General features: G+C 67.5%; 22 protein-coding genes. 2 read left to right on the forward strand and 20 right to left on the reverse strand.

From position 1 onward, the window contains the following. Window positions 1–314: 314 nt before the first annotated feature. The 7 genes from fabV to rlmD form a co-directional block, all read right to left on the reverse strand. Entirely contained in the window at window positions 315–1,517 is a 1,203-nt protein-coding gene (fabV, locus tag LRK53_RS11910; RefSeq protein ID WP_027491531.1) for an enoyl-ACP reductase FabV, read from the reverse strand. Window positions 1,518–2,128: 611 nt separating this feature from the next. Then, a complete protein-coding gene (locus tag LRK53_RS11915) occupies window positions 2,129–2,332 on the reverse strand; it encodes a cold-shock protein (RefSeq protein ID WP_008434829.1) in 204 nt (67 codons plus the stop codon). 158 nt (window positions 2,333–2,490) lie between these two features. After that, window positions 2,491–3,252 (reverse strand): S-methyl-5'-thioinosine phosphorylase, encoded by a 762-nt coding sequence (locus LRK53_RS11920; protein WP_027491530.1) that lies wholly within the window; start codon window positions 3,250–3,252, stop codon window positions 2,491–2,493. A gap of 207 nt (window positions 3,253–3,459) precedes the next feature. Then, window positions 3,460–4,011, reverse strand: coding sequence for a hypoxanthine-guanine phosphoribosyltransferase (locus LRK53_RS11925; RefSeq protein ID WP_027491529.1), 552 nt, complete (start codon window positions 4,009–4,011; stop codon window positions 3,460–3,462). After that, window positions 4,008–5,024 (reverse strand): beta-N-acetylhexosaminidase, encoded by a 1,017-nt coding sequence (nagZ, locus tag LRK53_RS11930; protein WP_027491528.1) that lies wholly within the window; start codon window positions 5,022–5,024, stop codon window positions 4,008–4,010. Before nagZ ends, LRK53_RS11925 begins: the two co-directional genes overlap by 4 nt. Then, window positions 5,018–5,539 carry a CYTH domain-containing protein gene (locus tag LRK53_RS11935; RefSeq protein WP_027491527.1) on the reverse strand — a complete coding sequence of 174 codons (522 nt, stop codon included), beginning with the start codon at window positions 5,537–5,539 and terminating at the stop codon, window positions 5,018–5,020. Before LRK53_RS11935 ends, nagZ begins: the two co-directional genes overlap by 7 nt. A 136-nt stretch (window positions 5,540–5,675) precedes the next feature. After that, the gene (rlmD, locus tag LRK53_RS11940) at window positions 5,676–7,019 is read right to left on the reverse strand and encodes a 23S rRNA (uracil(1939)-C(5))-methyltransferase RlmD (RefSeq protein ID WP_027491526.1); all 1,344 of its coding nucleotides are present in this window, start codon (window positions 7,017–7,019) and stop codon (window positions 5,676–5,678) included. A gap of 389 nt (window positions 7,020–7,408) precedes the next feature. On the opposite strand from rlmD, the gene LRK53_RS11945 reads away from it, so the two are divergent. Then, on the forward strand, window positions 7,409–8,431 hold the full coding sequence (locus LRK53_RS11945; protein WP_081666535.1) for an IS110 family RNA-guided transposase: 1,023 nt from the start codon (window positions 7,409–7,411) through the stop codon (window positions 8,429–8,431). A gap of 24 nt (window positions 8,432–8,455) precedes the next feature. Here the strand turns inward: LRK53_RS11945 and LRK53_RS11950 are convergent, their stop codons facing one another. Further along, window positions 8,456–9,061, reverse strand: coding sequence for a YdbL family probable chaperone protein (locus tag LRK53_RS11950; RefSeq protein WP_027492356.1), 606 nt, complete (start codon window positions 9,059–9,061; stop codon window positions 8,456–8,458). A 51-nt stretch (window positions 9,062–9,112) separates the two neighbouring features. Then, a complete protein-coding gene (locus LRK53_RS11955) occupies window positions 9,113–11,134 on the reverse strand; it encodes a translocation/assembly module TamB domain-containing protein (RefSeq protein ID WP_027492355.1) in 2,022 nt (673 codons plus the stop codon). A 45-nt stretch (window positions 11,135–11,179) separates the two neighbouring features. On the opposite strand from LRK53_RS11955, the gene LRK53_RS11960 reads away from it, so the two are divergent. Further along, window positions 11,180–11,917 (forward strand): response regulator, encoded by a 738-nt coding sequence (locus LRK53_RS11960; RefSeq protein ID WP_338109825.1) that lies wholly within the window; start codon window positions 11,180–11,182, stop codon window positions 11,915–11,917. Window positions 11,918–11,990: 73 nt separating this feature from the next. Here LRK53_RS11960 and recO read toward each other — a convergent pair whose 3' ends face one another. The 11 genes from recO to LRK53_RS12015 all read right to left on the reverse strand — a co-directional run bounded on the left by recO (window position 11,991) and on the right by LRK53_RS12015 (window position 24,162). Next, window positions 11,991–12,716, reverse strand: a complete 726-nt coding sequence (gene recO, locus LRK53_RS11965; protein WP_235642166.1) for a DNA repair protein RecO — start codon at window positions 12,714–12,716, stop codon at window positions 11,991–11,993. A gap of 102 nt (window positions 12,717–12,818) precedes the next feature. Next, window positions 12,819–13,751, reverse strand: a complete 933-nt coding sequence (era, locus tag LRK53_RS11970) for a GTPase Era (protein ID WP_027492353.1) — start codon at window positions 13,749–13,751, stop codon at window positions 12,819–12,821. 81 nt (window positions 13,752–13,832) lie between these two features. Then, on the reverse strand, window positions 13,833–14,492 hold the full coding sequence (gene rnc / locus LRK53_RS11975; protein ID WP_027492352.1) for a ribonuclease III: 660 nt from the start codon (window positions 14,490–14,492) through the stop codon (window positions 13,833–13,835). A 3-nt stretch (window positions 14,493–14,495) separates the two neighbouring features. Continuing rightward, the gene (locus tag LRK53_RS11980; protein WP_008434816.1) at window positions 14,496–14,879 is read right to left on the reverse strand and encodes a DUF4845 domain-containing protein; all 384 of its coding nucleotides are present in this window, start codon (window positions 14,877–14,879) and stop codon (window positions 14,496–14,498) included. Window positions 14,880–15,058: 179 nt separating this feature from the next. Next, window positions 15,059–15,955, reverse strand: coding sequence for a signal peptidase I (lepB, locus tag LRK53_RS11985; protein WP_027492351.1), 897 nt, complete (start codon window positions 15,953–15,955; stop codon window positions 15,059–15,061). A gap of 93 nt (window positions 15,956–16,048) precedes the next feature. Beyond that, window positions 16,049–17,842: a translation elongation factor 4 gene (gene lepA, locus LRK53_RS11990; RefSeq protein WP_027492350.1), complete on the reverse strand. Its 1,794-nt coding sequence runs from the start codon at window positions 17,840–17,842 to the stop codon at window positions 16,049–16,051. Between the two features lie 159 nt (window positions 17,843–18,001). After that, window positions 18,002–19,474, reverse strand: coding sequence for a Do family serine endopeptidase (locus LRK53_RS11995; protein ID WP_027492349.1), 1,473 nt, complete (start codon window positions 19,472–19,474; stop codon window positions 18,002–18,004). Window positions 19,475–19,634: 160 nt separating this feature from the next. Further along, window positions 19,635–20,309: a sigma-E factor negative regulatory protein gene (locus tag LRK53_RS12000; RefSeq protein WP_027492348.1), complete on the reverse strand. Its 675-nt coding sequence runs from the start codon at window positions 20,307–20,309 to the stop codon at window positions 19,635–19,637. Beyond that, window positions 20,306–20,920 (reverse strand): RNA polymerase sigma factor RpoE, encoded by a 615-nt coding sequence (gene rpoE, locus LRK53_RS12005; RefSeq protein WP_008434808.1) that lies wholly within the window; start codon window positions 20,918–20,920, stop codon window positions 20,306–20,308. Before rpoE ends, LRK53_RS12000 begins: the two co-directional genes overlap by 4 nt. Window positions 20,921–21,092: 172 nt before the next feature. After that, window positions 21,093–23,654 carry a putative bifunctional diguanylate cyclase/phosphodiesterase gene (locus LRK53_RS12010; RefSeq protein WP_027492347.1) on the reverse strand — a complete coding sequence of 854 codons (2,562 nt, stop codon included), beginning with the start codon at window positions 23,652–23,654 and terminating at the stop codon, window positions 21,093–21,095. Between the two features lie 13 nt (window positions 23,655–23,667). Continuing rightward, a complete protein-coding gene (locus LRK53_RS12015) occupies window positions 23,668–24,162 on the reverse strand; it encodes a hypothetical protein (RefSeq protein WP_027492346.1) in 495 nt (164 codons plus the stop codon). Between the last annotated feature and the right edge of the window lie 124 nt (window positions 24,163–24,286).

Consider the following 24,286-nt stretch of genomic DNA (forward strand, 5'->3'; position numbering starts at 1 on the left):
CGCACGCCGCCGCGGATCGCTTCACAAAAAGAAGCCCCGCGATGCGTGGCTTCTCCTGTGTACTGCCTTGTCGGGCGCGAAAGGTGATCAGGCGGCCGCCGGATCGTAAGTGAACCTGACCCCGTTTTGGTTTTGAGCCCTCGCCAAAAAATGCAAGACGCTTATTGACACGAAAGGGTGGCAGCTCGTTCAGATGAACGGGCCACCAATCGGGAGAGCCCGGCACTACAAATTGCCACGACCCTGTCCCCTTCATACCAATTAGGGACGAAGAAGCTACTGAAGTCACTAGACCTCAGTGGCTTCCAGCCTCCTCACCCCTCCAAACAATCAAACCGCCGGTCCGCCTCCACCTCGGCGTCGTAGTCCACGTCGTCCCGATCAAACCCGAACAACTTCAGGAACTCGTGCTTGTACCCCGCGTAGTCGGTGATTTCGCGCAGGTTTTCGGTGGTGACGGTGGGCCACAGGGTCTTGCAGGCGTCCTGCACGTCGTCGCGCAGTTCCCAGTCGTCCAGGCGGATGCGGCCTTCGTCGTCGGTGAGTGCGGCGGCGCCGTCGGCGCGGTAGAGGCGGTCGTGGAACAGGCGGTTGGCCTGCTCGATCGGGTTTTCGTGAATGCCCTTCTCCTTCATGATCTTGAAGGCGATGGAGACGTACAGCGGGATCACCGGGATGGCGGCGCTGGCCTGGGTGACCACCGACTTCATCACGCCGACGTAGGCCTCGAGGTCGGGGTGGCGGCTGCGCAGTTGCTTCGCCGTGTCGTCCAGGTGCTGCTTGGCCTGGCCGAGGGTTCCGTGCCAGTACATCGGCCAGGTGATCTCGGTGCCGATGTAGCTATAGGCGATGGTCTTGGCATGTTCGGCGAGCACGCCGGCCTGGCTCAGCGCGTCGATCCATAGCGCCCAGTCCTCGCCGCCCATCACGGTGACGGTGTCCTTGATCTCCTGCTCGGTGGCCGGCTCCACGGTGGCCTCGATCACCATGTCCTTGTTGGTGTCGACCGAGGTGTTGTGGAACGGTTCGCCGATGGTCTTGAGCGCCGAGCGAACCACTTCGCCGGTGTCGGGCAGCTTGCGCACTGGCGAGGCCAGCGAATAGACCACCAGGTCGATCGGGCCGCCCATCTCGTTCTTGATGATCTCGATGGCCTTGGCGCGGGTTTCATGGGCGAACGCGTCGCCGTTGATCGACTTGCTGTACAGGCCGGCGGCCTTGGCGGCCTTGTCGAACGCCGCGGCGTTGTACCAGCCGGCGGTGCCGGTCTTGTCGTGGCTGCTGGGCTTCTCGAAGAACACACCGAGCGTGGCGGCGCCGTAGCCGAACGCGGCGGTGATGCGCGAGGCCAGGCCGTAGCCGGTGGAGGCGCCGATCACCAGCACGCGCTTGGGGCCCTTGCTTCTGGCATGGCCGGCGGCCTCGGTGATCGCGATCTGGTCGAGCACGTTGCGCTCGCAACCGACCGGATGGGCGGTGACGCAGATGAAACCGCGGACTTTGGGCTTAATGATCACTCGATGGCTCCTGCTGTATTCGGATGCGGATGGGCAGTTCGTCATATTAACCAAGCAGGGCCGCCATGCGCTGCCGTAGGGAATCGCCCGCGGCTCGGCTCCCTGGTAGGAGCCCGCTGGCGGGCGATGCTTTTGCTCTTGCGAATCCCGAATCCCGAATCCCAAATCCCAAATCCCGAATCCCGAATCCCGAATCCCGAATCCCGGCTTTCAAAGCATCGCCCGCCAGCGGGCTCCTACATGGTGGTGCACAGGGCGGCCGGGGCGCGGACCTGTGCGACATCGCTGCGCAGTTCGCCGGCTTGTCGGCGAGCAGCGTCCGGCGATGCCGCATGCCGGATGGAAGTCGATGCTTGGCGGAGGCATGGAACTTGTGCGCGCCGGTGGCGGCAGCCAGCGCCGCGATGTTCTGTGCGGTGACGCCGGCGGGGCACCACCGCCCAGGCGCCCGTTCGCCCGCGCCACCAGCTCGCGGATCAATGCGGAGGCCTCGATGGCGCTGGCCTGCGCCCGGGGTCAGCACGCGCTCGCAGCTGAACGTGATCCGGAAAAAAGAAACCCCGCACGGGATGCGGGGCTTCGTTCGTGCTTTACAACGCTAGCCTGGAAGATCAGGCGGCTTCGACTGCCGATGCCTGGGCGCCCTTCGGGCCCTGGGTCACTTCGAACTGCACGCGCTGGCCTTCTTGTAGGCTGCGGAAGCCCTTGGAGTTGATGGCCGAAAAATGGACGAACACGTCCTCCCCGCCATCCTCAGGCGCGATGAAACCGAAACCCTTGGCGTCGTTGAACCATTTGACCGTACCGAAACGCATTGCGTGAACCTCTGGATCCATGGATTGGGTGTGCCAGGATCTGCACTGAACCCTAGTCTCCCCCTGAGGTTCGCCGCCCTGGCCGGGGGAAAGTATCAATATGTGAAGGCCGAGCGCAATACGAAAATACCCGCCATTGCATGAATTCGCTGCAGCGCTCAGTTTTTCAGCATGGCGGCGAGGATGCGCGGCACCTCGGCGGTAGCCGCCGCCAGGTGGGCGAAGATCTCCTCGATGCTGATTTCCGCCTCGTCGCCGCAGCCGGCGGCGAAGTTGGCGACCAGCGCCAGGCAGGCATACTCCAGCCCCAGCTCGCGCGCCAGTACGGCCTCCGGCATGCCGGTCATGCCGACCAGGTCGCAGCCGTCGCGCTTCATGCGGGCGATCTCCGCGCGGGTTTCCAGCCGCGGCCCCTGGGTGGCGCCATAGCAGCCGCCGCCGACCACCTCGACGTTCGCCGCCCGCGCCGCCGCCAGCAGTTGCAGGCGCAGCGCCTCGGTGTACGGCTCGCTGAAATCGATGTGCCTCACTTCGGCGCCCTCGACATCGCAATAGCTGGTGGTGCGGCCATGGGTGTAGTCGATCAACTGGTCGGGCACCACGATCACCCGCGGCCCCATGTCGCCGCGGATGCCGCCCACCGCGTTCACGCCGACCACCCGCCGCGCGCCCAGACTGTGCAGCGCCCACAGGTTGGCGCGGTAATTCACCCGGTGCGGCGGCAACGTGTGGCTTTCGCCGTGGCGGGCCAGGAAGGCCAGGCGCTTGTCGGCGAAATCGCCGAGCACGACGTCGCCCGACGCCGCGCCGTAGGGCGTGTCCACCGCCTTCCGCGTGGTGTTTTCCAGGCCCGGAAATTTGTACAGGCCGCTGCCGCCGATGACGGCCAGGTCGATGGAGGCGTGGTCAAGGTGAGGCATCGTGGTGATCCATGTTCGGGTGAAGTCAACGGGAATGCCGGCTTTGCCCCCTCCCCTGCGCAGCAGGGGAGGGCTGGGGTGGGGTCGCTCTTGATCTTCAAGACAAAGAGCAAGAGCTTTACCCCCCTCACCTGAAGGACTCCCTTCGGTCGCCAACCTCCCCCTGCGAGCGGGGGGAGGAGTAAATGCAGGCCCCTATTCTCCGCTCTAGTCTTTCAACGCGTAGATCCCCGGCAGGTTGCGGCCCTGCTCGTAGTAGTCCATGCCGTAGCCGAACACGTAGCGGTCCGGCAGCTCGACGCCGTTGAAATCCGACGCGATGCCTTCGACCAGGCGGTCGTGGCGCTTGGTGCACAGGCTGACGATCAGCACCTTGTTCGCCCCACGCCGGTAGCAGTCGTCGCGCACCGCCTTCAGCGTGTGGCCTTCGTCGAGGATGTCGTCGACCAGCAGCACCGTGCGGCCGGCCAGCGGCACCGCCGGCTCGCGCAGCCAGTGCAGCTCGCTGCCGCTGGTGGCGCCGCGGTAGCGGGTGGCGTGCACGTAGTCGAACTCCAGGTCGGTGCGGATCGCCAGCGCGAGCTGGCCGGCGAAGATCAGCGCGCCGTTCATCACGGTGAGGAACACCGCGCGCTCGCCGTCCAGTGCGGTGTCGATGCGCCGACCCATGTCGGCGATCACGCTTTCCAGCGTGGCGCGATCGTGCAGCAGTTCGGCCTGCGCCAGGGCGTCGGCCAGCGAAGGGGTCGGAGTGTTCATGCGGTTCCTTGATCGGCGTGCAGTGCCGTGATGCGCGCGACGAAGCGGTCGCGCTGCGGGTTGTCCAGCAGGCCGGCCCAGCTGGAACCCAGCGCGCCGCGCAGGGCAGCCAGTGACGGCGACATTGGCGGAGTGTCGGCCGGCAGCGCGGCAATCGCCTCCTCCACCACCTCGGGGAAGCAGGCCAGTACCAGATCGCAGCCGGCATCCAAGTGCGCGCGCACACGCTCGCCCACGCTGCCGGCGGCGCCGGCGGCCGCCATGCTGATGTCGTCGCTGACCACGGCGCCGGCAAAGCCCAGCTCGCCACGCAGGACGTCGCCGATCCAGATGCGCGAGTAACCGGCCGGGCGGCTGTCCACCGCCGGGTAGGTCACATGCGCCATCATCACCGCCTCGACCCGCGCCTCGATGCATTCGGCGAACGGCAGCAGGTCATCACGCCGGATCGCGTCCAGGCTGCGCGGGTCGATCGCCTGCGCCTCGTGCGTGTCGGCGGCCACCGAACCGTGGCCGGGGAAGTGCTTGAGCACCGCCGCCATGCCGCCCAGATGCATGCCGCGCACATAGGCCTGGCCAAGCTCGGCCGTCACCGCTGGATCGGCGTGGAACGCGCGCAGGCCGATCGCCGCGTTGCCGCGGGCCAGGTCCACGACCGGCGCGAAACTGAAATCGACGCCGCTGGCGCGCAGCTCGCTGGCCATCACCCAGGCATGTTCTTCCGCCAGGCGCACCGCTTCCCCGGGATCGCGGTCGTATACCGCGCCGATCGCCGCCAGCGGCGGCAGCCGGGTGAAGCCGTCGCGGAAGCGCTGCACCGGGCCGCCTTCCTGATCGACCGCGATCAGCAGGTCCTCGCCGCCGGCCTCGCGGATCGCCTCGCACAGCGCGATCAGCTGTTCGCGCGAGGCGTAGTTGCGCGCGAACAGCAGCACGCCGGCCACGCTGGGCGCGGCCAGCCAGCGCTGCTCGTGCTCGGCCAGTTGCAGCCCGGCCACGCCGATCATCAGCATGCAGCACCCTCCACGACGCGTTCCGCCGGCGACCATTGCCGGTACGGGTGCGCGATCAGGTTGACGTTGTAGTAGCGCACCAGCGTGCTCACCTCGCTGCCCAGCCACGGCGGCCGCGGAAACGGCGCATCGACCGCCGGCAGTTCGACCTCGGCGACGACCAGGCCCGCGTTGTCGCCGGCGAATTCGTCGATCTCGAACAACGTGCCGTCGAAGCGCAGGTAGTGGCGGGTCTTCTCCAGCACGCCATCGCACAAGGTGGCCAGCATGGCCTTCGCCTCGTCGAGCGGAATCGGGTACTCGAACTCGGCCCGCGCGATACCAGGCGTGGCGGCCTTGACGTTGAGCCAGGCCCGCTCGCCGGCAATGCGCACGCGCACCGAGGCATGCGCCAGCCCCGCGCGCAACGCCTGCGCGCCCACCAGATAGCCCTGCGCGATCGGCTCGCTGCGCTCGACGCCGGCGCGCCAGCCGTCATTGGCCAGCAGGAATTTTCGTTCGATCTCGATAGTCATGGAGTCCAGCGACATTACCCGCAATGAAACGGCTTTTATTAAAGAGTGCGGCCATGGATGGCCGCTTTTTGATTTTCGCATCCATGGACGGATGCATGAGCCACTCCATGGATAGCCGCCCGTTTGACCTTTGCGGTCAGGAAGACCGCTCGAATAAAGCAATCGACTCGACGTGCGAAGTGTGCGGAAACATGTCCATCACCCCGGCCGCGGCCAGCCTGAAGCCGTGCCGCTCGACCAGGATGCCGGCGTCGCGCGCCAGCGAGGCGGGATGGCAGGAGATATAGACGATGCGGCGGGTCTGCTTGTGCGGCAGGTAGTCCAGCAGCTTGTCCGCGCCGGCGCGTGGCGGATCGAGCAGCAGCTTGTCCCAGGGCTGCTTCGCCCAGTCGGCGGCGCGCTGGTCCTCGAACAGGTTGGCCACGTGGAAGCACGCGTTGGCGATGCCGTTGCGCGCGGCGTTCTGCGCGGCGCGCTCGACCAGGCCATGCTCGCCTTCCACGCCGACGACTTCGGCCACGCGGCGGGCGATCGGCAGGGTGAAGTTGCCGAGGCCGCAGAACAGGTCCAGTACGCGGTCGGTGGGCTGCGGATCGAGCAGTTCCATGGCGCGCGCCATCATCAGCTGGTTCATGCCGGCGTTGACCTGCACGAAGTCGAGCGGCTGGAATTCCAGCTCGACGTCGGCGTAGCGTGCGTCGCCGCTGGCGATGCGGAAGGCCAGCCGCGGGTGTTCCGGCCACAGCGGATGCACACTGCTGGTGCCACCCGGCTGCAGGTAGATCGCGAAACCGTGCTGCTGGCCGAACGCGGTCAGCGCGGCCAGGTCGTGTTCGCTCAGCGGCTGCATGTGGCGGAACACCAGCGCCATCAAATCGTCGCCGGCAGCGAACTCGATCTGCGGAACGTCGTTGACCGCGTCCATCGTGCCGAGCAGCTCGGCGAGCAGGCCGACCTTGGGACCGAGCGCCGGGTGCATCACCTCGCACTGCTGGATCTCGGTGACGAAGCGCGGGTTCTGCTCCTCGCGAAAACCGACCAGCACGCGGCCCTTCTTCGCCACGTTGCGCACCGACAGCCGGCCCTTGCGCCGGTAGCCCCACGGCTCGGCGGTGAGCGGCGGCAACCATGACGCGGGAGCGACCTTGCCGATGCGCTCGAAGTTTTCCGCCAGCACGCGTTGCTTGGCCTCGATCTGCGCGGCAGCGTCCAGGTGCTGCAGCGAGCAGCCGCTGCACTCGGCAAAGTGGCGGCAACGCGGCTCGACCCGGTGCGGCGAGGCCACGAGCACCTCGACCACCTCCGCCTCGTCGAAGTGGCGATGGCGCTTGCGCAGCTTCGCCGTCACTTGCTCGCCGAGCAGCGCACCGCTGACGAACACCGTCTTGCCATCGATGCGGGCCACGCCGCGGCCGTCATGTGCGAGGGCGGTGATATGGGCTTCGAAAGGCGTGGAGGGCGCGGAGTTGGATCGGGACATGAGGGCAAACAGGAGGATTGGCCGCCGATTATCCCAGATCGGGCCGATGGGCGCCCTGCAGAAGAGCACCCTGTCCACAGGGGAACTCCTTCGGTCGTGCGCGATGCTCTTCGTCACCCGACGAAAGGCATCGCGCACAAGGTGCGCTCCTTAGGTCTTGATGTCCGACCTGTCAGGGTCGAGCATTCCCGACTGATCATCGGGGGAACCGGGTGATGCCGATGCGCTCCTTTGGCTTCGAGCCCGTGACGTAGATGCACACCCCGGTTCCGATTTCGCTCATCCAGAAGTTTGAACGGTACCCTCGGCCCGCCACTGGCGTGAGCCTGCACACCTAAGGATCAGCCGGATGAGCATGGTGATCGGAACAAACCATGCGAGGTAAGGCGATGACAAACGTTGTGGGAGTGGATGTGGCCAAGGCCACGTTTGATGTGGCCGTTGGTCTGGCCAAGCCGGGCAAATTCCAGACACGCGCCAAGGTGGCCAATCGTGAAGAAGGCTTCCAGGAGTTGATGACCTGGTTGGACAAGCACGCGCCGGAAGCGGCGGTGTGCATGGAAGCGACGGGGATCTATCACGAGGCACTGGCCATCTTCCTGGTACAGCAAGGCAAGACGGTCTACGTGGCCAATCCGGCGCAAGTAAAGTACTTCGGCAAGAGCCAGCTGACGCGAACCAAGACCGACCGCACAGACGCCAAGCTCATTGCGCAGTTCGCCACCAGTCAGCAGGCCGGCACCCATCCGATGGCGCCGTGGATGCCGCCGACAGCGGCCCAGCGCACCTTGCGCGCGCTGGTCGAACGGCTGGACGATCTCAAGGGCATGGAGCGGATGGAAGCGAACCGACTCGACGTCGCCAATGACGCCGTACGCGACTCGGTGGAAGCGTCGCTCAAGGAACTGCGCAAGCAGATCAAGGCGCTGGAGCAGCGCATCAACAATCACATCGACAAGGATCCCCAGCTGCGCTACGACGCGGCGTTGATGACGTCCATCCCCGGCATCGCCAAGACCACGTCGGCCTCCCTGCTCGCCGCACTGGGCGACCTGCGACGCTTCGACGCGCCGGGCAAGCTGGTCGCCTTCGCCGGCCTCAACCCGGCACGGCGCGAGTCGGGCACGCTCAAGGGACAGGTCCGGATCTCCAAAACCGGTGCCCCCGGCTTGCGCGCCAAACTCTACTTTCCCGCCATCTGCGCCAAGAACCACAACCCCGTGGTTCGTGCCTTCTGCGAACGGTTGCTCGCACGCGGGAAGCTCCCCATCGTGACCGTGTGTGCCGCCATGCGGAAGCTCCTGCACCTAGTCTGGGGCGTCATCCATACCAACTCGCTGTTTGATCCTGACTACCCCAGACACCGCCTCGTTGCCTCTGCGCACGCATCACCTGGATGCTCGCTTGCATAACGCGGAACGAGACGGTATCTACATTTATTTCTTCTGCCAGGCGCCGGAGGCGTCTTGGTAATACCAGCCGGCGCGCGCCTTCTCGATCCAGCTCTTGGCGAAGGTGGCGCGGATCTGCGCCTCCCACTCCGGATGGTTGTTGGCGTTGGCGATCTCACGGTACAGCGCGGTGCGGTCGCGGTTCTCGTCGGCCACGGTGGTATTCGCCTGCGCGCGCTGGCTCAGCGGCACCTTGGCGGCGTCGCGCATGGCCACCATGCCGTCGCGGGTGAAGCCCACCGCGCCGCTGTCGAGCAAGTCGCCCAGCGGGCCCTGGAAGCGGCCCTGCATGCGGCCGCGGATCGCCTCGGTGGCGGCGGTCTGGATGCGGATGTCCGGCGTCTCGGCGGCGTGCGCGGCCGGCAGCAGCAAGTCGAGCAGCATCGCCGATGGTTGCGCGCCACCATCCTTCGCCGTCGGCTTGGGCATCTTCGGCGCCGGCGCGGCGGGCGTGGTCTGGTCGAGCACGTTGCCGATGAACTGGTCGGCGGCCTTCTGCGCCGCCGCCTCGGGGAAGTACACGTTGATGGTGACGCAACCGACCAGCACCACGGCCAGCGAAGTCAGGACGAGGTAGACGAACTTGCGCATGACCAACTCCTGTAGTTGAAAAGGTGGGAAGCGCCGCCACCCGCACTTCGTTCAGCGGATCTGTGGCGCTTCACCGTGGATGGCGTCCTGCAGACGGCGCACCAAGGTCGGCCAGTCGACCTGGGTCTGGTGGCCGACTACCTGCAACCGCGGCAGGCCGCTGCCTTCGACGATAGTGTAGCCGTCGTCGGTGGCTTCCAGACCGCTCATCTTGCACAGCGTGCCCTGCAGCGTGCAGTTGAGGCCAATGCGCTTGTAGCCGAAGCTCTTGAACAGCTTCAGCACGGCGCCCTGCAGGCCGGCGGCGATGCCGCCGCCACCGACGCTGGTGAGGTTGTTCACCGCGCGCTGGCTGATCCGGCCACCCGTGCCCGCCAGCAGGCTGGCCTTGAACGCGACCGGGCTCCAGTTGACCAGGCGCAGGTCCTCGATCGACCCGTCCAGCGGGCCGGTGATGCTGCCGAAATCGAACACGCTGGTGATCGCGGCCAGGTCCAGTTGCTTCAGCGTGATGTCGCCGGTCAGCACCGGGGTGGCGCCAAACGGCTGCTGCAGCGAGAGCGCGGTGACGTCGACGAAACCGCCGAACACGCTGGCCGACAGGCCGCCGGCCAGTTCGAAACGGTCGTCGACCCAGCGCAGCGATGGAATCGCCCCGGCGAGCGTACCAGGGAACGCCGGCCAGCCCATCGCCCGGCTGAACGCGGCCATATCGACGCCGGTCAGCGCCAGCGAGGCCGCCAGCCGCTGCCCTTCGGCCGCCGCCGGGCGCCAGTCCAGTTGGCCGATCCGCAGCTGCCCCTCAAGCACCGGCACCAGCAAGGGCTGCTGCAGGCCGAGCGTACCGCCGCGGCTTTGCCAGCGCGATTGCGCGGCGCCGTGGGTCAGGCGGTGGAACTGCAGGCTGCGCCAGCCCAGGGTGGTGGCCGGCCGCTCGCCATCGCTCGCCCAATCCAGCCCGCCCTGCAAGCCCTCGACCGCCAACCGGCCATCCGCGTCGGCCAGGTTCAGCCCCTCGGTGGTGAACGCGAAGGCATGCGGGCCGTCTGCGCGCAGGTCCAGGCTGCCGCTCAGCTGGCCGGCGATGCGCATGTCACGCAGCCCCAACGTGCTCAGCCAGGCCTCGCCATAACGCTGGTAGGCCGCCGGAAAAGTCGCGCGCAGGTGGTCCAGCCGCAGGCTCCTCAGCGCGCCTTTCGCGTCGAAGGCCAGCGCACCGTCGAGCTGCAACGCGTCGGTATCGTTCAATCGCAGGTGGCTCAGTTCAAAGGTGCCGCTCTGCGCACTCGCGTGCAGCGCCAGTTGGACCGGATGATCCGGCAGCCTCACGTAGATCGGCCCCAGCAGCAGCTCGCCACGGCGCAGGGTGGAGTCCAGTTCGATCCGCGCCGGGCCGGCGGTGGTGTCCAGACTGAAGCGCCCGTTGCCGTCCAGCCCCTGCCCGGCCAAGGTGCCGCCGGGGGTATCGAAACCCAGCTTGGCCACGCTGAATTGTCCGGACGACTGCAGCCCGGGATCGCGCAGGTCCAGCGCCAGTTCGGCATCCAGCCGGCCGCCGGTGGGGCGCCCCGACCACACCGTGCCCAGCAGGCCCTGCAGCCAGCCGGCGGGAAGATTGTCCAGGCTGATCTGCGCATGCGTGGGCCGGTCCAGCGGCAGCGCGGTACTGGCATGCGCCTTGCCCTGGGTGATGTCGACCAGCAGAGTGTTGGCCGCCTCGCTGAGCAGGATGTTGACGCGGGCGTCGCTGAGCGCCCCGCCCGGCGCGCCGGCCAGGCGCACGTTGCCGTCGAGGCTCCAGCGCAGGCGGGCATCGCGCTGCAGGTTGCCGTCGAGGTTCAGGCCCAGCCGCCGCCAGCCCATCGCCGGCACATCCGCCTGCTCGGCGCTCAATCGCAGCCGCAAGCCTCCGGCAGCCTCCTCGTCGAGGCGCAGGCTTACCCCCTGCAGGCGCACCCCCGGCACGCTGATCGACTTCGCCGTCAGCAGTACCTGCGCCTGCGCAGGCAGCATCCAGCCGATCCCCAGCAGCAGGCAGCAGCACAGCAGCAAGTGGCTTGAAGTCGGGCGCATGTCGGGCCATTCTGCCAAATCAAGATGAACGATATGGATTTCGTCATGAGCAGCTCCCTCGTCAATACCGATTCCGAGCCCACCCCTGCCAGCCGCGCGCGGGTACTGGTGGCCGACGACGACCCCGGCAGCTGCCGTTTCCTGTGCGACGGGCTGGACGTGATGGGTGCCTACACGGAGGCCTGCCTGGACGGCGCGACAGCCTTGCAACGGGCGCGCGCCGAGCCGTTCGACCTGCTGCTGCTGGATTGCCGCATGCCCGGCGCCGGCGCACTGCAGATCCTGACCGCGCTGCGCGAGGACGAGCGGGCCCGCTCGGCGGAAAGCATTGCGGTGGCCACCACGGCCGAGCTGGAACCGGGCGCGCGGCAGTCGCTGCTCGACGCCGGCTTCAGCCAGATCCTGCTGAAACCGTGTGGTCTGGCCGCATTGCAGGAGGTGCTGGCCCTGGTGCAGCCGGAACGCCAGGCCGCCGGCATGCTGGACGACCAGGCCGCCCTGACCGCCACCGGCGACGCCACCACCATGCGCGCCCTGCGCCTGCTGCTACGCGAGGAACTCGCCCTGCTGCACCAGGAGCTCGATGCGCTGAGCCGCGACCCTGCCGGCTTCGGCGAGCGCCTGCACCGGCTGCGCTCCTCCTGCGGCTTCTGCGGTGCGGCCGCGCTGTCCACGCAGACCGTGCTGCTGCAGCGGCAACTGCTGCAGCGTGGCGTCGCGCCGATCGCGCTGGCGCGCTTCCGCCGCGCCCTGCTGGCGACGTTGCAGGCGCTGGACAACTAGGAGCGTAGGCGGCAGAAATCTTCCGGCTGCAAGAGCGTCTGCTTCGCCTCGAAAGCTTCTGCCGCCCACGCTCCTAGCCGGACGGCGCCTTGCGCCCGGAGACCGCCGTCGCCAGCACCCGCCAGGCGCGCAGCTCGCTCCCGCCCAGGTGGAAGCGGATCACTTCCCGCATCAGGTCGCGCAAGGTTTTCAGGCCATGGGCGTCGGGCATGCTGTCTTGCCCGAGCGCCAGCAGGTCGCTGCCGCGCAGCGCGCGCGGCGTGCTGGCGACGCAACGCACGGCGCCCTGCTCGACCTGATAGCGGTAGCACGCCGACGGCTCCAGCGGCTCGCCGGATTCCGCGTCGTGCAGCAGCTGCAGGCCGTAGCCGATCGCCTCCAGCAGGTCGCGCTCGAAGCGGCGCAGGCTCCAGGCCAGCGATTCGCCAGCGGCCAGCCGTGCCAGCGTGCGCGCATAGGCATCGAACAAGCGCGGGTACGGGTCCTGCCGGCCGGTCAGGCGCACCACCAGTTCGTTGAGATACAGCCCGGCCAGGCCGGCGTCGCCCGGCAGGCGCGTCGGCGTACCCACCGTCTCGACCGCGGTCAGCGTGGCCAGCTCGCCGCGCAGCAGCAGATCCATCGCCAGCGGCTGGAACGGCTCCAGTTGCGCCCGCCGCAGGCGCGAGCGCTCGCCACGCACGCCGCGCGCCACCACGCCGAGCCGACCATGCTCGCGGGTCAGGCACTCCAGCAGCAGCGACGTCTCGCGGTAGGCACGCGCATGCAGGACGTAGGCGGGTTGCTGTTCGAGGCGCATGGAGTAAAAGCCGGGATTCGGGATTGGGGATACGGGATTCGCAAGAGCGTGCAGGCTTCGAGGCTTTTACGAATCCCGTATCCCCAATCCCGAATCCCGGCCCTAATCGGTATAGCCGAACTTCTTCAGCATGTTCTCGTCGTCGACCCAGCCTTCGCGCACCTTCACCCACAGCTTCAGGAACACCTTGCGCTCGAACATGCGCTCCATGTGGCGCCGCGCGTTGCTGCCGATCGCCTTGAGCTGGGCGCCGCCGTTGCCAATCACGATCGCCTTCTGGCCGTCGCGCTCGACCCAGATCACCGCATGGATCTCGGCGATGCCGTCGGGGCGGTCGCTGAACTGCTCGATCTCCACCGTGGTGGCGTACGGCAGCTCCTGGTCCAGCCGCAGCATCAGCTGCTCGCGCACCATCTCGGCGGCGAGGAAGCGCTCGCTGCGGTCGGTGATCTCGTCCTCGCCGAATACCGGCGGGCGCACCGGCAGGCGCTGCAGGATCGCCCGCTCCAGCTCCTTCAGGCCCTTGCGCTTGAGCGCGCTGAGGTAGTGGATCTCGTCGTAGCTGTGTTCCACCGCCAGCCCGGCGACGAACGGCAGCATCGCCGACTTGTCCTTGCTGAGGTCGACCTTGTTGATCGCCAGCAGGCGCGGCGTCGGCTGCTCGACCAGGGCGGCGTACAGCGCCTCGTCCTCGTCGGTCCAGCGGCCGGCTTCGATCACCTGCACCACCAGGTCGACGTCGCTGATCGCCGAGCGCGCGGCGCGGTTCAGGCTGCGGTTCATCGCCCGCTTGGCGCCGCGGTGCAGCCCGGGCGTGTCGACGTACATGATCTGCCCGGCCTCGCTGGTGCTGATGCCGAGGATGCGGTGGCGGGTGGTCTGCGGCCGCGGGCTGGTGATCGACAGGCGAAAGCCGATCAGCGCGTTGAGCAAGGTGGACTTGCCCACGTTCGGCCGCCCGGCCAGCGCCACCAGGCCGCAACGGAAGTTCTCGTGCGGCAGCATGCCGCCGGCGGGGTCCAGTTCGTGGTTCATGGCGCGGGTTGCTCAGGTCGGGTGGCAAGTGTAGTGCTTCGCCGGAGGCGGCACGCGGCGCGGCGGGCGGAAGCAGCGAGGTCAGGCGTCGCGCTGCTGTTCCAGCAGCCGGTTCAACACGGTCTCGGCTGCGTCCTGCTCCGCGGCACGGCGGCTGCCGCCATGCGCTTCGGCGATGAACGCCAGCGGTTCGCCGATGCTGCAGCTGACGTCGAAGGTCTTGGCGTGGTCCTCGCCATGGCTGGCGACCAGTTCGTACTGCGGTAACGGCAGGCCCTTGGCCTGCAGCCATTCCTGCAGCCGCGTCTTGGCGTCCTTGGAGGAGCGGCGCAGGGCGACGATGCGTTCGGCGAACAGCCCGCGCACGAACTCGCGGCAGGCGTCGAAGCCGCCGTCCTGGTAGACCGCGGCGACCATCGCCTCGAACGCGTCGGCGAGGATCGAATCGCGCCGGAAGCCGCCGCTCTTCAATTCGCCGGGGCCGAGTTTCAGCCCGTCGCCCAACGCCAGTTCGCGTGCCACCACGGCCAGCGCCTGGCCGTTGACCAGTTGCGCCCGCAACCGCGACAGCTCGCCTTCGCTGGCCTTGGGGTGGGCTTCGTACAGCATCTCGGCGACGATCGCGCCGAGCAGCGCATCGCCGAGGAACTCCAGCCGCTCGTTGTTCGGCCTGCCGACGCTGCGGTGGGTCAGCGCCAGCTGCGCCAGCGTCGGGTCGCGAAAACGGTAGTTCGGTTCCAAAAGTTACTCGCCTACGTTGCCCTGCAGCGGCACGCTCTTCTCGAAGTGCAGCAGGAAGTCGATGTTGTACATGAACGGAATCTGCTTGTCGTAGGCCACGCGCAGCTGATTGGCGCCGCCGCTGTTGCGCACGATGGTGATGTTCGCCGGCTTGATGGTGGCGTCGTCCACATACTGGAAGCCCATCTTGAACATCAGGCCACGGCGGATGTCGTCCAGCGACCTGCCGTTGGTGCCCTCGGTGGCGACCTGGTTCATCGCCTTCACCACGCCCATGTACTCCGAATACGACGGCAGCAGCTTCATGCCCATGTAGGCCAGAAAGCCCACGATGGCCATGACCATCAGGAACCCGACCAGGGTGATGCCCGACTGCTTCGATTTCATAGTCCCCTCGCTATGCCGCCTGCTCGGCGTGCCTGTGTGTGTGGTGATCCGCGCACGGCGACCGTCGCCGCCCACGCGGGCGTGCCGATTATGCCTGCGGATTCTCGCACTGTCGGCGGCCACGCGCGCGGCAGTTCGACCCCGTCACGCTTTCGCCAGCCGGGCCGCCACGATCAGCTTCAGTGGATCACCGTGCCGATGCGCGAGAAGTCCACCCCGCCAGTGCCCCAGCCCTTCCAGCTCATCCAGATCAGGAACGCCTTGCCGGCCAGGTTCTGCTCCGGCATGCAGCCCCACCAGCGGCTGTCCAGGCTGTCGTAGCGGTTGTCGCCCATCACCAGGTAGCACCCCGGCGGCACCTTCGATGGCACGCGGTCGTTCGGGATCGAATTGGGCGTGGTGTAGGCCGGCATCCGCGCGATCATGTGGTTGACCTTGCCCAGGTGTTCGGTCCACACCGTGGCGCCCATGTTCAGCATGATCTGGTCCACGCTGCGCTGCGGGTTGCCCACATAGGGGCCGATCTCCTCGGCGTTCACGCGCTGGCCGTTCACCCACAGCTCGGCGCCACGCACCTCGATGCTGTCGCCCGGCAGGCCGATCACCCGCTTGATCCAGTTCTGCGCCGGCACCGACGCGTGCGGATCACTGCAGCTCATGTCGCCGCTGCGCACCAGCTTGCCGCCTTCCTCACACAGGTAGCCGGGGAAGCGGAACACCACCACGTCGCCACGCTGCGGCTCGCCGAGATCGACCAGCTTGTTGTTGAACGCGGGCATGCGCAGGCCGTAGGCGAACTTGTTGACCAGGATGAAATCGCCCACGTCCAGCGTCGGCATCATCGAGCCCGACGGAATGCGAAAGGGTTCTGCCACGAACGAGCGCAGCAGCAGCACCACCAGCACCACCGGAAACAGCGAGCGCGACCAGTCCACCGGGGCCGGGTCGCGATACTCCCCGCCGGCTGCCTCCAGCCGCGCCTTGCGCTTCTTGTACAGGAACAGCCGGTCCAGCCCCCACACCACGCCGAACAGCACGGTGAGGCCAAGCAGGATGGCGGAAAAATCGAATTCCATGGGGGCTCCTTCGGAGCCGGGATACGGGATTCGGGATACGGGATTCGAAAGTGCGGCTGCTCCGAATCCTTTATCCCGAATCCCGTATCCCGGCTATTTGTCCACTTTCAAAACCGCCAGGAAGGCTTCCTGGGGAATTTCCACGCGACCGACCTGCTTCATGCGTTTCTTGCCTTCCTTCTGCTTCTCCAGCAGCTTCTTCTTGCGGCTGACGTCGCCGCCGTAGCACTTGGCCAGAACATTCTTGCGTAGGGCTTTCACCGTGGAACGCGCGATGACCTGCGCACCGATCGCGGCCTGGATCGCCACGTCGAACTGCTGGCGCGGGATCAGGTCCTTCATCCGCTCGACCAGGTCGCGGCCGCGGCGGTCGGCGTGGCTGCGGTGCACGATCAGCGAGAGCGCGTCGACGCGGTCGCCATTGATCAGCACGTCCACGCGCACGAACGGGCCGGCATCGAAACGCTCGAAGTGGTAGTCCATCGAGGCGTAGCCGCGCGAAACGGATTTCAGCCGGTCGAAGAAATCCATCACCACTTCGGCCAGCGGCATCTCGTAGCTGATCTGCACCTGGGTGGCCAGGTACTGGATCGAGCGCTGCACGCCGCGCTTCTCCTCGCACAGGGTGATCACGTTGCCGATGTAGTCCGGCGGCGTGAGGATGTTGGCGACGATGATCGGCTCGCGGATCTCCTGCACCAGACTGGAATTCGTCGGCAGCTTGGCCGGGTTGTCCAGCATCAGGATCGAACCGTCGGTCTTGAGCACCTCATACACCACGGTCGGCGCGGTGGTGATCAGGTTCAGATCGTATTCGCGTTCCAGCCGCTCCTGCACGATTTCCATGTGCAGCATGCCGAGGAAGCCGCAGCGGAAACCGAAGCCCATCGCCTCGGAGGATTCCGGCTCGAAGAACAGCGCGGCGTCGTTCAGGCGCAGCTTGTCCAGCGCTTCGCGCATCGCCGGGAAGTCGTCCGACGACACCGGGAACAGGCCGGCGAACACGCGTGGCTGCATGGTCTGGAAACCGGGCAGAGCCTTCTCGGCCGGCTTGCCGGCCAGGGTCAGCGTGTCGCCGACCGGCGCGCCGTGCACGTCCTTGATCGAGGCATTGATCCAGCCCACCTCGCCGGCGCCGAGCTTGTCCAGCTTCTTGCGCTTGGGCGTGAACACGCCGACGTCGTCCACTTCGTGGGTGCGCCCGGTGGACATCACCAGCAGCTTGTCGCCGGGCTTGATCTCGCCCTGCATCACGCGCACCAGCGACACCACACCCAGGTAGTTGTCGAACCACGAGTCGATGATCAGCGCCTGCAGCCGGTCGGTGTCGCGCGGCTTGGGCGGCGGGATGCGCGCGACGATCGCCTCCAGCACCTCGATCACGTTGAGGCCGGTCTTGGCGCTGATCGCCACCGCATCGGTGGCATCGATGCCGATCACCGCCTCGATCTCGCCCTTCACCTTCTCGATGTCGGCGGTGGGCAGGTCGATCTTGTTCAGCACCGGCACCACTTCCAGGCCCATCTCCACCGCGGTGTAGCAGTTGGCGACGGACTGCGCCTCCACGCCCTGGGCGGCGTCCACCACCAGCAGCGCGCCTTCGCACGCGGCCAGTGAGCGGCTCACCTCGTAGGAGAAGTCGACGTGGCCGGGCGTGTCGATGAAGTTGAGCTGATAGGTCTTGCCATCGCGCGCCTTGTACGGCAACGACACCGACTGCGCCTTGATGGTGATGCCGCGTTCGCGCTCGATCGGATTGTTGTCCAGCACCTGCGCCTCCATCTCGCGGTCGGCCAGGCCGCCGCAGAGATGGATGATGCGATCGGCCAGGGTCGACTTGCCGTGGTCGATGTGGGCGATGATGGAGAAGTTGCGGATCAATTCCATGGAGCGCGGGCGGCCTGTCGGGCTTGGGCTTGCCATCACGCACCATGCGTGGCGGCGCGTCAGCACAAAGTGACGCTAACCCGGCATTATCGCAGAACCCGCCGCCGCCATGCGCAAACCACGCGGCGCCGCGTTACCGCCAGTCGCGCGCCGCCGCGGTCATTCGCCATCCGGTACGGTCAGGCCGATGAAACTGCTCTGTTCGCCGCGGCGCACCAGCAACAGTACCGTGCTGCCGGCCTTCACGCCCTTGGTGGCCGCCTCGAACTCGGCCACGCTGCCGACCTTCTGCTGGTTGACCATCAGGATGACGTCGCCCGTCTGCAATCCCGCCTGCGCCGCCACCGACCCGGTGATGTCGCCGATCACCACGCCCTGCCCCGGCTTCAGGCCGAGCTGGGTGCGGGTGTCGTCGTCGATCGACTGTACGGTCAGACCCAGCACGGCCGAGCCGCTGCGCGCCAGCGACGGGGCCGTGCCCTGGCCATTCATCGCGTTGCGGTCGCGCGAGGCCTCGCCGACGGTGACCTGGAGCGTCTGCTTTTTGCCGTTGCGCAGGATTTCCACCGGCACCTTGCTGCCCGGCTTGGTCATGCCCACCAGCGGCGGCAGGTCCGGGGCCTGCTGCAGCGTCCGCCCGTCGTAGGCCAGGATCACGTCGCCCGACTGGATGCCGGCCTTGGCCGCACCGCTGCCCGCGGTGACGTCGACTACCGCCGCGCCTACGCCGTTGTCCAGGCCGAACGCCTTGACCATGTCATCGTCGACCGGCTGCACCGTCACTCCCAGCATGCCGCGCGACACGTAGCCCTTGCTCTTGAGCTGCTGCACCGCGTTCATCGCCACGTCGATCGGGATCGAGAACGCCACCCCGGAGTAGGTGCCGGTGTTGGAATAGATCTGCGAGTTGATGCCCACCACCCGGCCCTGCAGGTCGAACAGCGGGCCGCCGGAATTGCCGCGGTTGATCGGCACGTCGGTCTGGATGAACGAGGTGTACGGCTGATCGCGCTGGCCCAGGTTGCGGCCCACCGCGCTGACGATGCCCTGGGTCACCGTGTAGTCGAAGCCGAACGGCGAGCCGATCGCCAGCACCCACTGCCCCGGCTTGAGGCTGCGCGAGTCGCCGAGGGTCACCGCTGGCAGGCTGCCGCCGGCATCCACCTTGAGCAGGGCGATGTCATAGGTCGGGTCGGTGCCGATCACCTTGGCAGTCAGCGTGCGCCGGTCCTGCAGGCGCACGGTCACCTTGTCGGCATGGTCGACCACGTGGTTGTTGGTGAGGATGTAGCCATCGCCGGAAATGATGAAGCCCGAGCCCAGCGAGATGTGCTTCTGCTCCTGCGGCGACGGCATCATCGGCATGCCAAAGAAGCGCCGCAGGATCTCCGCCTGCGGGTCGTCCGGCATGCCCTGGCCGGGCATCGTCTGCCCGTGCATGCTGCGGCTGTTGCCCTGCCGCTCGCCGTTGTAGCGGGCCTCGACGTGCACCACGGCCGGCGCGTTCTTCTGCACGATACCGGTGAAGTCCGGCAGCGCCGCCGCGGCCGGCGCCTGCGCCTGCACCGTACCGGCACTGGCGATGCCCAGCAGCGCAAAGCACGCCAGGCTGCGCAAGATGGAATGGCTCATGACTCCTCCTTGGTTGATGTCGGCCGGTAGACTTCGAGTGGATGGGTAATCCGGATGGCGGCGTGCCCGATACGGACACGCGCCGCCGAGCGGTCCGTGCGACGGGCCGGTGGAGGTAAAAGGGGCGAGAGCGAGCCGCGGGCAGTCACGCGGGCTCGTTTCATTGCGCGACGGCGGAAGCCCGGCGCGAGCGATCTGGTGCGGCCTGTCGCTCCGGGTCGAGCAGCAGCAGGTAGCTGCCGTCGTTGTTGTCGAGCATGCGGTAACGGGCCATCGAGGGATAACCCGACAGCCGCCGCGCATAGACCGGCTGGCTCTGGCCGAACGGCGCGCCGAGGGTGGCCGAGGCCTGCTGGCTGAGCAAACCGGCGGAATTGCCGCTGAGCCATGGCGGCACCGCGGCGGGAGAGGTTGTCGGCTTGCTCGCCGGCGCGGCGGCAACCGTACTAGTCTCCTGCTGGGTGGTCGAGGCGGTCAGGCGCTCGGCGTCGCCGGTCGGCTGGCCGATCATCAGCGCGACGGCGGCCACGCTGGCGGCGATCGCGCCACCGGTGGACCAGCGCAGCCAGTGGTTGCGCCGGGCCGAGGTCGCGGCAGGCGTCGATTCCTGCTCGATCACCAGCATCACCCGCGCGGCAAAACCGGCGCCGGCCAGCGGCGGCAACTGCCGACGCAGGCTGTCGCGGGCGACGTGGTAGCGGCCCCAGGCCTGCTGCAGCGAGGTGTCATGATCGAGCCGGCGCAGCAGGAAGCGCAGCTGCTCCTTCGGCAATTCGCCGTCGATGCCCGCGGAAAGGCTTTCCCGGGAGTCCTGATTCGTGCCTGCCTGATTCATGTCTGATCCTCGCGGTCCGACAACAGCGGCCGCAGCTTCTCGTCGATCGCCTCGCGCGCCCGGAAGATGCGCGAACGCACCGTGCCGATCGGGCAGCCCATCGCTTCGGCGATTTCATCGTAGCTGAGGCCATCCACCTCGCGCAGCGTGATGGCGGTCCGCAACTCTTCGGGCAAAGATTGGACAGTGGAAAACACGGATTGTTCAATTTCCTGGCGCATCAACTCGCGCTCGGGCGTGGCGCTGTCGTGCATGCGTTCGGCGCCGGCCATGAACTCCGCCTCGTCCGCGTCGATATCGCCGGAGGGAGGGCGCCGGCCCATCGCCACCAGGTGGTTCTTGGCGGTGTTCACCGCGATCTTGTACAGCCAGGTGTAGAACGCGCTGTCGCCGCGGAACGAGCCGATCGCCCGCCACGCGCGGATGAACGATTCCTGCGCGATGTCCTCGCATTCAGCGTGGGTTCGCACGTAGCGTGAGACCAGTCCGATCACCTTATGCTGGTATTTGCGCACCAGCAGGTCGAAGGCTCGCCGGTCGCCCTGCTGGACCCGCTCGACCAGCGCGCGGTCCAGTTCGTTTTCGCCCGTCCGGGCCGTATCCGTCGTCAATGCCGTCTTCCGCTGCGGGAGCTGTTTTGAACTGAACGCGGCGCTCAGACCGCGATCCGGCGCCCGAGTTCAGCATGCACCGGGTATCGCCCCACCACAACGCCATGCCTGGCATGGGCGTGCCCCGGACCCGTGACGGGTCGACCAAGTTATGGGGACGCCGGCCGCCGGCTCAAGCCGGCTCGGCCACCCGCGCCTTCAACAGGCGCTGGCGCTCGGCCAGCAGTTTGTCGAAACTTGCCGGCGGCAGCGGGCGGCAGAACAGGTAGCCCTGCAGTTCGTCGCAACCGTGCTGGCGCAGGAACTGCAGGTGCTGCTCGATCTCCACGCCTTCCGCCACCACCGCGCGTTTCAGCCGATGGGCCATCTCGATGGTGGCGCGCACGATCGCTTCGTCGTCGGGGTCCACCCCGATGTTGCGCACGAAGCTCTGGTCGATCTTGATGCGGTCGGCCGGCAGCCGGCGCAGGTAGTCCAGCGAGGCTGCACCGGTGCCGAAATCGTCGATCGCGATGTGGCAGCCCAGCCGGTGCAGCGCGTGCAGGTTCTCGACCAGGTTCGGCGCCTCCTTGATGCTGATGCTCTCGGTGACCTCCATTTCCAGCAGGGTGGGATCCAGCCCGGTTTCGCGCAACACGCTCGCCACGGTTTCCAGCAGCTGCGGTTCCATTAACTGCACCGCGGACAGGTTCACGCCCAGGCGCAGGCGCAGGCCGTAAAGCTGTTCCCATTCCTTCGCCTGGCGGCAGGCGGTGCGCATCACCCACTCGCCGATGGAGACGATCAGGCCGCTTTCCTCGGCCAGCGGGATGAACACCGCCGGGCTGATCATGCCCAGCTCGGGATGCTCCCAGCGCACCAGCGCCTCCATCCCCATGATGTCCTCGGTCTCGGTGTTGACCTGCGGCTGGTAGACCACGCGCAATTCACCGTTGCCCTCGGCGTGGCGCAGGCGGGTCTTCAGCGCCATGCCGTGCTGCTGGGCGTATTCCGGGCTCACCTCGTAGATCTGGAAGGTATTGCGGCCCTGGTGCTTGGCCGCGTACATCGCCTCGTCGGCATGCTTGAGCAGGGTCTGCGCGTCGCCGGCGTCGTCAGGGAAGAAGCTCAGGCCCATCGACGCGGTCACCTGCAGCTCGGTGCCGTCCTCCAGGAACAGCGGCGTCTCCATCACCTGCACGATCTTCTCGGCTACGCGCAATACGTCGTCGTTCTTCACGATATGGCGCAGCACCACGGTGAACTCGTCGCCGGCGTAGCGCGCCACCGTATCGGAAGCGCGGATGCTGCCGCACAGGCGCTGGGTGACCATGCGCAGCACCTGGTCGCCGGCGGCATGGCCGTAGGTGTCGTTGATCGCCTTGAAACGGTCGAGATCGACGAACAGCACCGCGAAGCACTCGCCGTTGCGGGTCGCCTCGCGGATGATGGTGTCCAGCCGGTCGTTGAACAGCAGCCGGTTCGGCAGGCCGGTCAGGGCGTCGACCAAGCCCTCCGCGCGGCCCTGCTCGCGGGTGCGGCCCAGCTCCAGCATCTGCGCGAAGCGCGCCGCAGCGCAGCGCAGCACCGGCTCGATGATGCCCATCTTGCCAAAGCCGCGCCGACTGCCGGCCAGCATCGCGCCGAGCACGGTATGCCGCTCGTCGTACAACGGCAGGCCGGCAAACCCGGCCAGGTCGAGTTGCTGCAGCAGCGGGTCCACTGACGCCAGCCGCTTCGCGTCGGTGCGGTACAGGATGGGCTTGCCGCCGAGCACCAACTGCAGCGAACTCTGCAGCGTTGGCGGCGGCCATGCCGGCTCGTCGCCGTTCCACAGCCGCAGCATCTGGACCGGCGCGTCGCCGTCCTGGCGCGCCGACCAGACGGCCAGGTAGTCCAGGCCCAGCTCGTCGAACAGCAGGCGGCCGGCGGCGTTCTGCGCGTCGACGCCGCTGGTCGAGGCGAAGATGCGCGACAGCAACGACAACGCAGCTTCTGCCCGCAGGTCGGCGCGATCGCTGCGGAACATCAAGGCCAGTGCCTCGCGTCCGGCATGCCGGATGCGCCGCACGCTGGCCTGGCCGGTATCGGCGCCGATCGCCGACTTGCGCTGGCAGGGATACCAGCCGCGGTTGGCTTCGGCCAGCACCTGGTCGATCGCAATGCCCTCGAAGCGCAGCACCTCGGCCAGCGGCAGGCCTTCCCACTGGCTGGCATGCATGCGGCTGTGCCGCGCCACCGTGGGGCTGACCTCGAGCAGGCGGCCGGTCTGCGCATCGGCGATCAGCCACTCGCTGTCGCTCTCGTCGAATACGTAGCGGTAATCCTCATGCGCGTCACCGTCAGAGGCGGCCGCAGGAGGGCGCCGCTGGCCGTTGCGGGCCTGCCAGCGCCGCCAGCGCGGCACCAGTTCGCTGCCGATCTGCGCGGCCGAAAGCCAGTCGGCGACGCCGGTCGGCAGGTCGCTCGGACCCAGCGTGGCGTCATCGCCCAGCACCACGATCAGCGGCGTGTCGGCGCCGCCCGGCAGGCGGCGCAGCTGCTCGCAAGCAATGCGCGCCTGCACCTCGTCACCGGCCAGCACCACCACCATCAGCTGCAGCGGCGGCAGCGCGGCGCGGCCTTCGAGCAGGATCGCCGCGTGCGACACGTCGCGCGCGCTGTGGATCTGCGGATAACCCGCCTGGTCGAGTGCGTCGAACAGGCTGCGGCGCAGTTCGCGCTGGGCGGCAACCACCAGAATGCCGGAATTCATCTGCCTACCGGCCTCAAACCAGCCAGCGACCGTCGCGCAGACGCAGTCGCCGCGGCTGGCTGTCTTCGCTGCCCACGCGTGTCGCCAGTTCGCCCAGGTGCTCGACCAGCGCCACTGGCGCGTCGATCAGCACCACGCGGCGCAGGTGGCCCTTGGGCGCGCGGGCAAGCTGACGCAGCAAGGTGGCGTCCATCGCCGACAGCGGCAGCTCCAGTCCGAGCAGGAAATACACGCCGAAATGCATGCTCTGCTGCATGTAGCGCAACGCGTTGCCCAGCCGCTGGCACTCCGGCACCCGCACCTGCGCATCGCGCAGGCTGCCCAGGCCGGTGTCGGGCTGCCACAGGTACACCGCCTGCCCGGTGTGCCGGGCGATTGCGCGGAACTGGTCGATCAGGGCATGGACGTCCTTGCAGTCCAGCACCACCAGACCGCTGGGAGCGACCAGGACGCGCTCGAAAATCTCGGCGCCGGCTTGCGGCGGAACGGAGGCCAGTGCTGAAGTCATTGCGTCTGCGTCCTGCCGTCTGGCGATAGTGGGCGGTGAAACCACCCCGCTGGCGACCGCCCGGCCGGCTGCGGCGGGCGGTTTTGCGGAACCGGGCCCGATTTCACACCGGCGTCGGCGCACG

Origin of the sequence: Rhodanobacter thiooxydans, assembly GCF_021545845.1 — a bacterium.
Lineage (GTDB): Bacteria > Pseudomonadota > Gammaproteobacteria > Xanthomonadales > Rhodanobacteraceae > Rhodanobacter.

Coding starts and splice junctions, on each gene's coding strand:
- lepB (WP_027492351.1), bottom strand. CDS start 15,955: ATGGAATTCGATTTTTCCGCCATCCTGCTTGGCCTCACCGTGCTGTTC.
- LRK53_RS11920 (WP_027491530.1), bottom strand. CDS start 3,252: ATGCCTCACCTTGACCACGCCTCCATCGACCTGGCCGTCATCGGCGGC.
- LRK53_RS11935 (WP_027491527.1), bottom strand. CDS start 5,539: ATGACTATCGAGATCGAACGAAAATTCCTGCTGGCCAATGACGGCTGG.
- LRK53_RS11950 (WP_027492356.1), bottom strand. CDS start 9,061: ATGCGCAAGTTCGTCTACCTCGTCCTGACTTCGCTGGCCGTGGTGCTG.
- LRK53_RS12000 (WP_027492348.1), bottom strand. CDS start 20,309: ATGAATCAGGCAGGCACGAATCAGGACTCCCGGGAAAGCCTTTCCGCG.
- LRK53_RS12015 (WP_027492346.1), bottom strand. CDS start 24,162: ATGACTTCAGCACTGGCCTCCGTTCCGCCGCAAGCCGGCGCCGAGATT.
- LRK53_RS11955 (WP_027492355.1), bottom strand. CDS start 11,134: ATGCGCCCGACTTCAAGCCACTTGCTGCTGTGCTGCTGCCTGCTGCTG.
- LRK53_RS11995 (WP_027492349.1), bottom strand. CDS start 19,474: ATGAGCCATTCCATCTTGCGCAGCCTGGCGTGCTTTGCGCTGCTGGGC.
- LRK53_RS11960 (WP_338109825.1), top strand. CDS start 11,180: ATGAGCAGCTCCCTCGTCAATACCGATTCCGAGCCCACCCCTGCCAGC.
- recO (WP_235642166.1), bottom strand. CDS start 12,716: ATGCGCCTCGAACAGCAACCCGCCTACGTCCTGCATGCGCGTGCCTAC.
- nagZ (WP_027491528.1), bottom strand. CDS start 5,024: ATGCTGATGATCGGCGTGGCCGGGCTGCAACTGGCCGAGCACGAGCAG.
- lepA (WP_027492350.1), bottom strand. CDS start 17,842: ATGGAATTGATCCGCAACTTCTCCATCATCGCCCACATCGACCACGGC.
- LRK53_RS12010 (WP_027492347.1), bottom strand. CDS start 23,654: ATGAATTCCGGCATTCTGGTGGTTGCCGCCCAGCGCGAACTGCGCCGC.
- LRK53_RS11925 (WP_027491529.1), bottom strand. CDS start 4,011: ATGAACACTCCGACCCCTTCGCTGGCCGACGCCCTGGCGCAGGCCGAA.
- rlmD (WP_027491526.1), bottom strand. CDS start 7,019: ATGTCCCGATCCAACTCCGCGCCCTCCACGCCTTTCGAAGCCCATATC.
- LRK53_RS11915 (WP_008434829.1), bottom strand. CDS start 2,332: ATGCGTTTCGGTACGGTCAAATGGTTCAACGACGCCAAGGGTTTCGGT.
- LRK53_RS11945 (WP_081666535.1), top strand. CDS start 7,409: ATGACAAACGTTGTGGGAGTGGATGTGGCCAAGGCCACGTTTGATGTG.
- era (WP_027492353.1), bottom strand. CDS start 13,751: ATGAACCACGAACTGGACCCCGCCGGCGGCATGCTGCCGCACGAGAAC.
- LRK53_RS11980 (WP_008434816.1), bottom strand. CDS start 14,879: ATGAAATCGAAGCAGTCGGGCATCACCCTGGTCGGGTTCCTGATGGTC.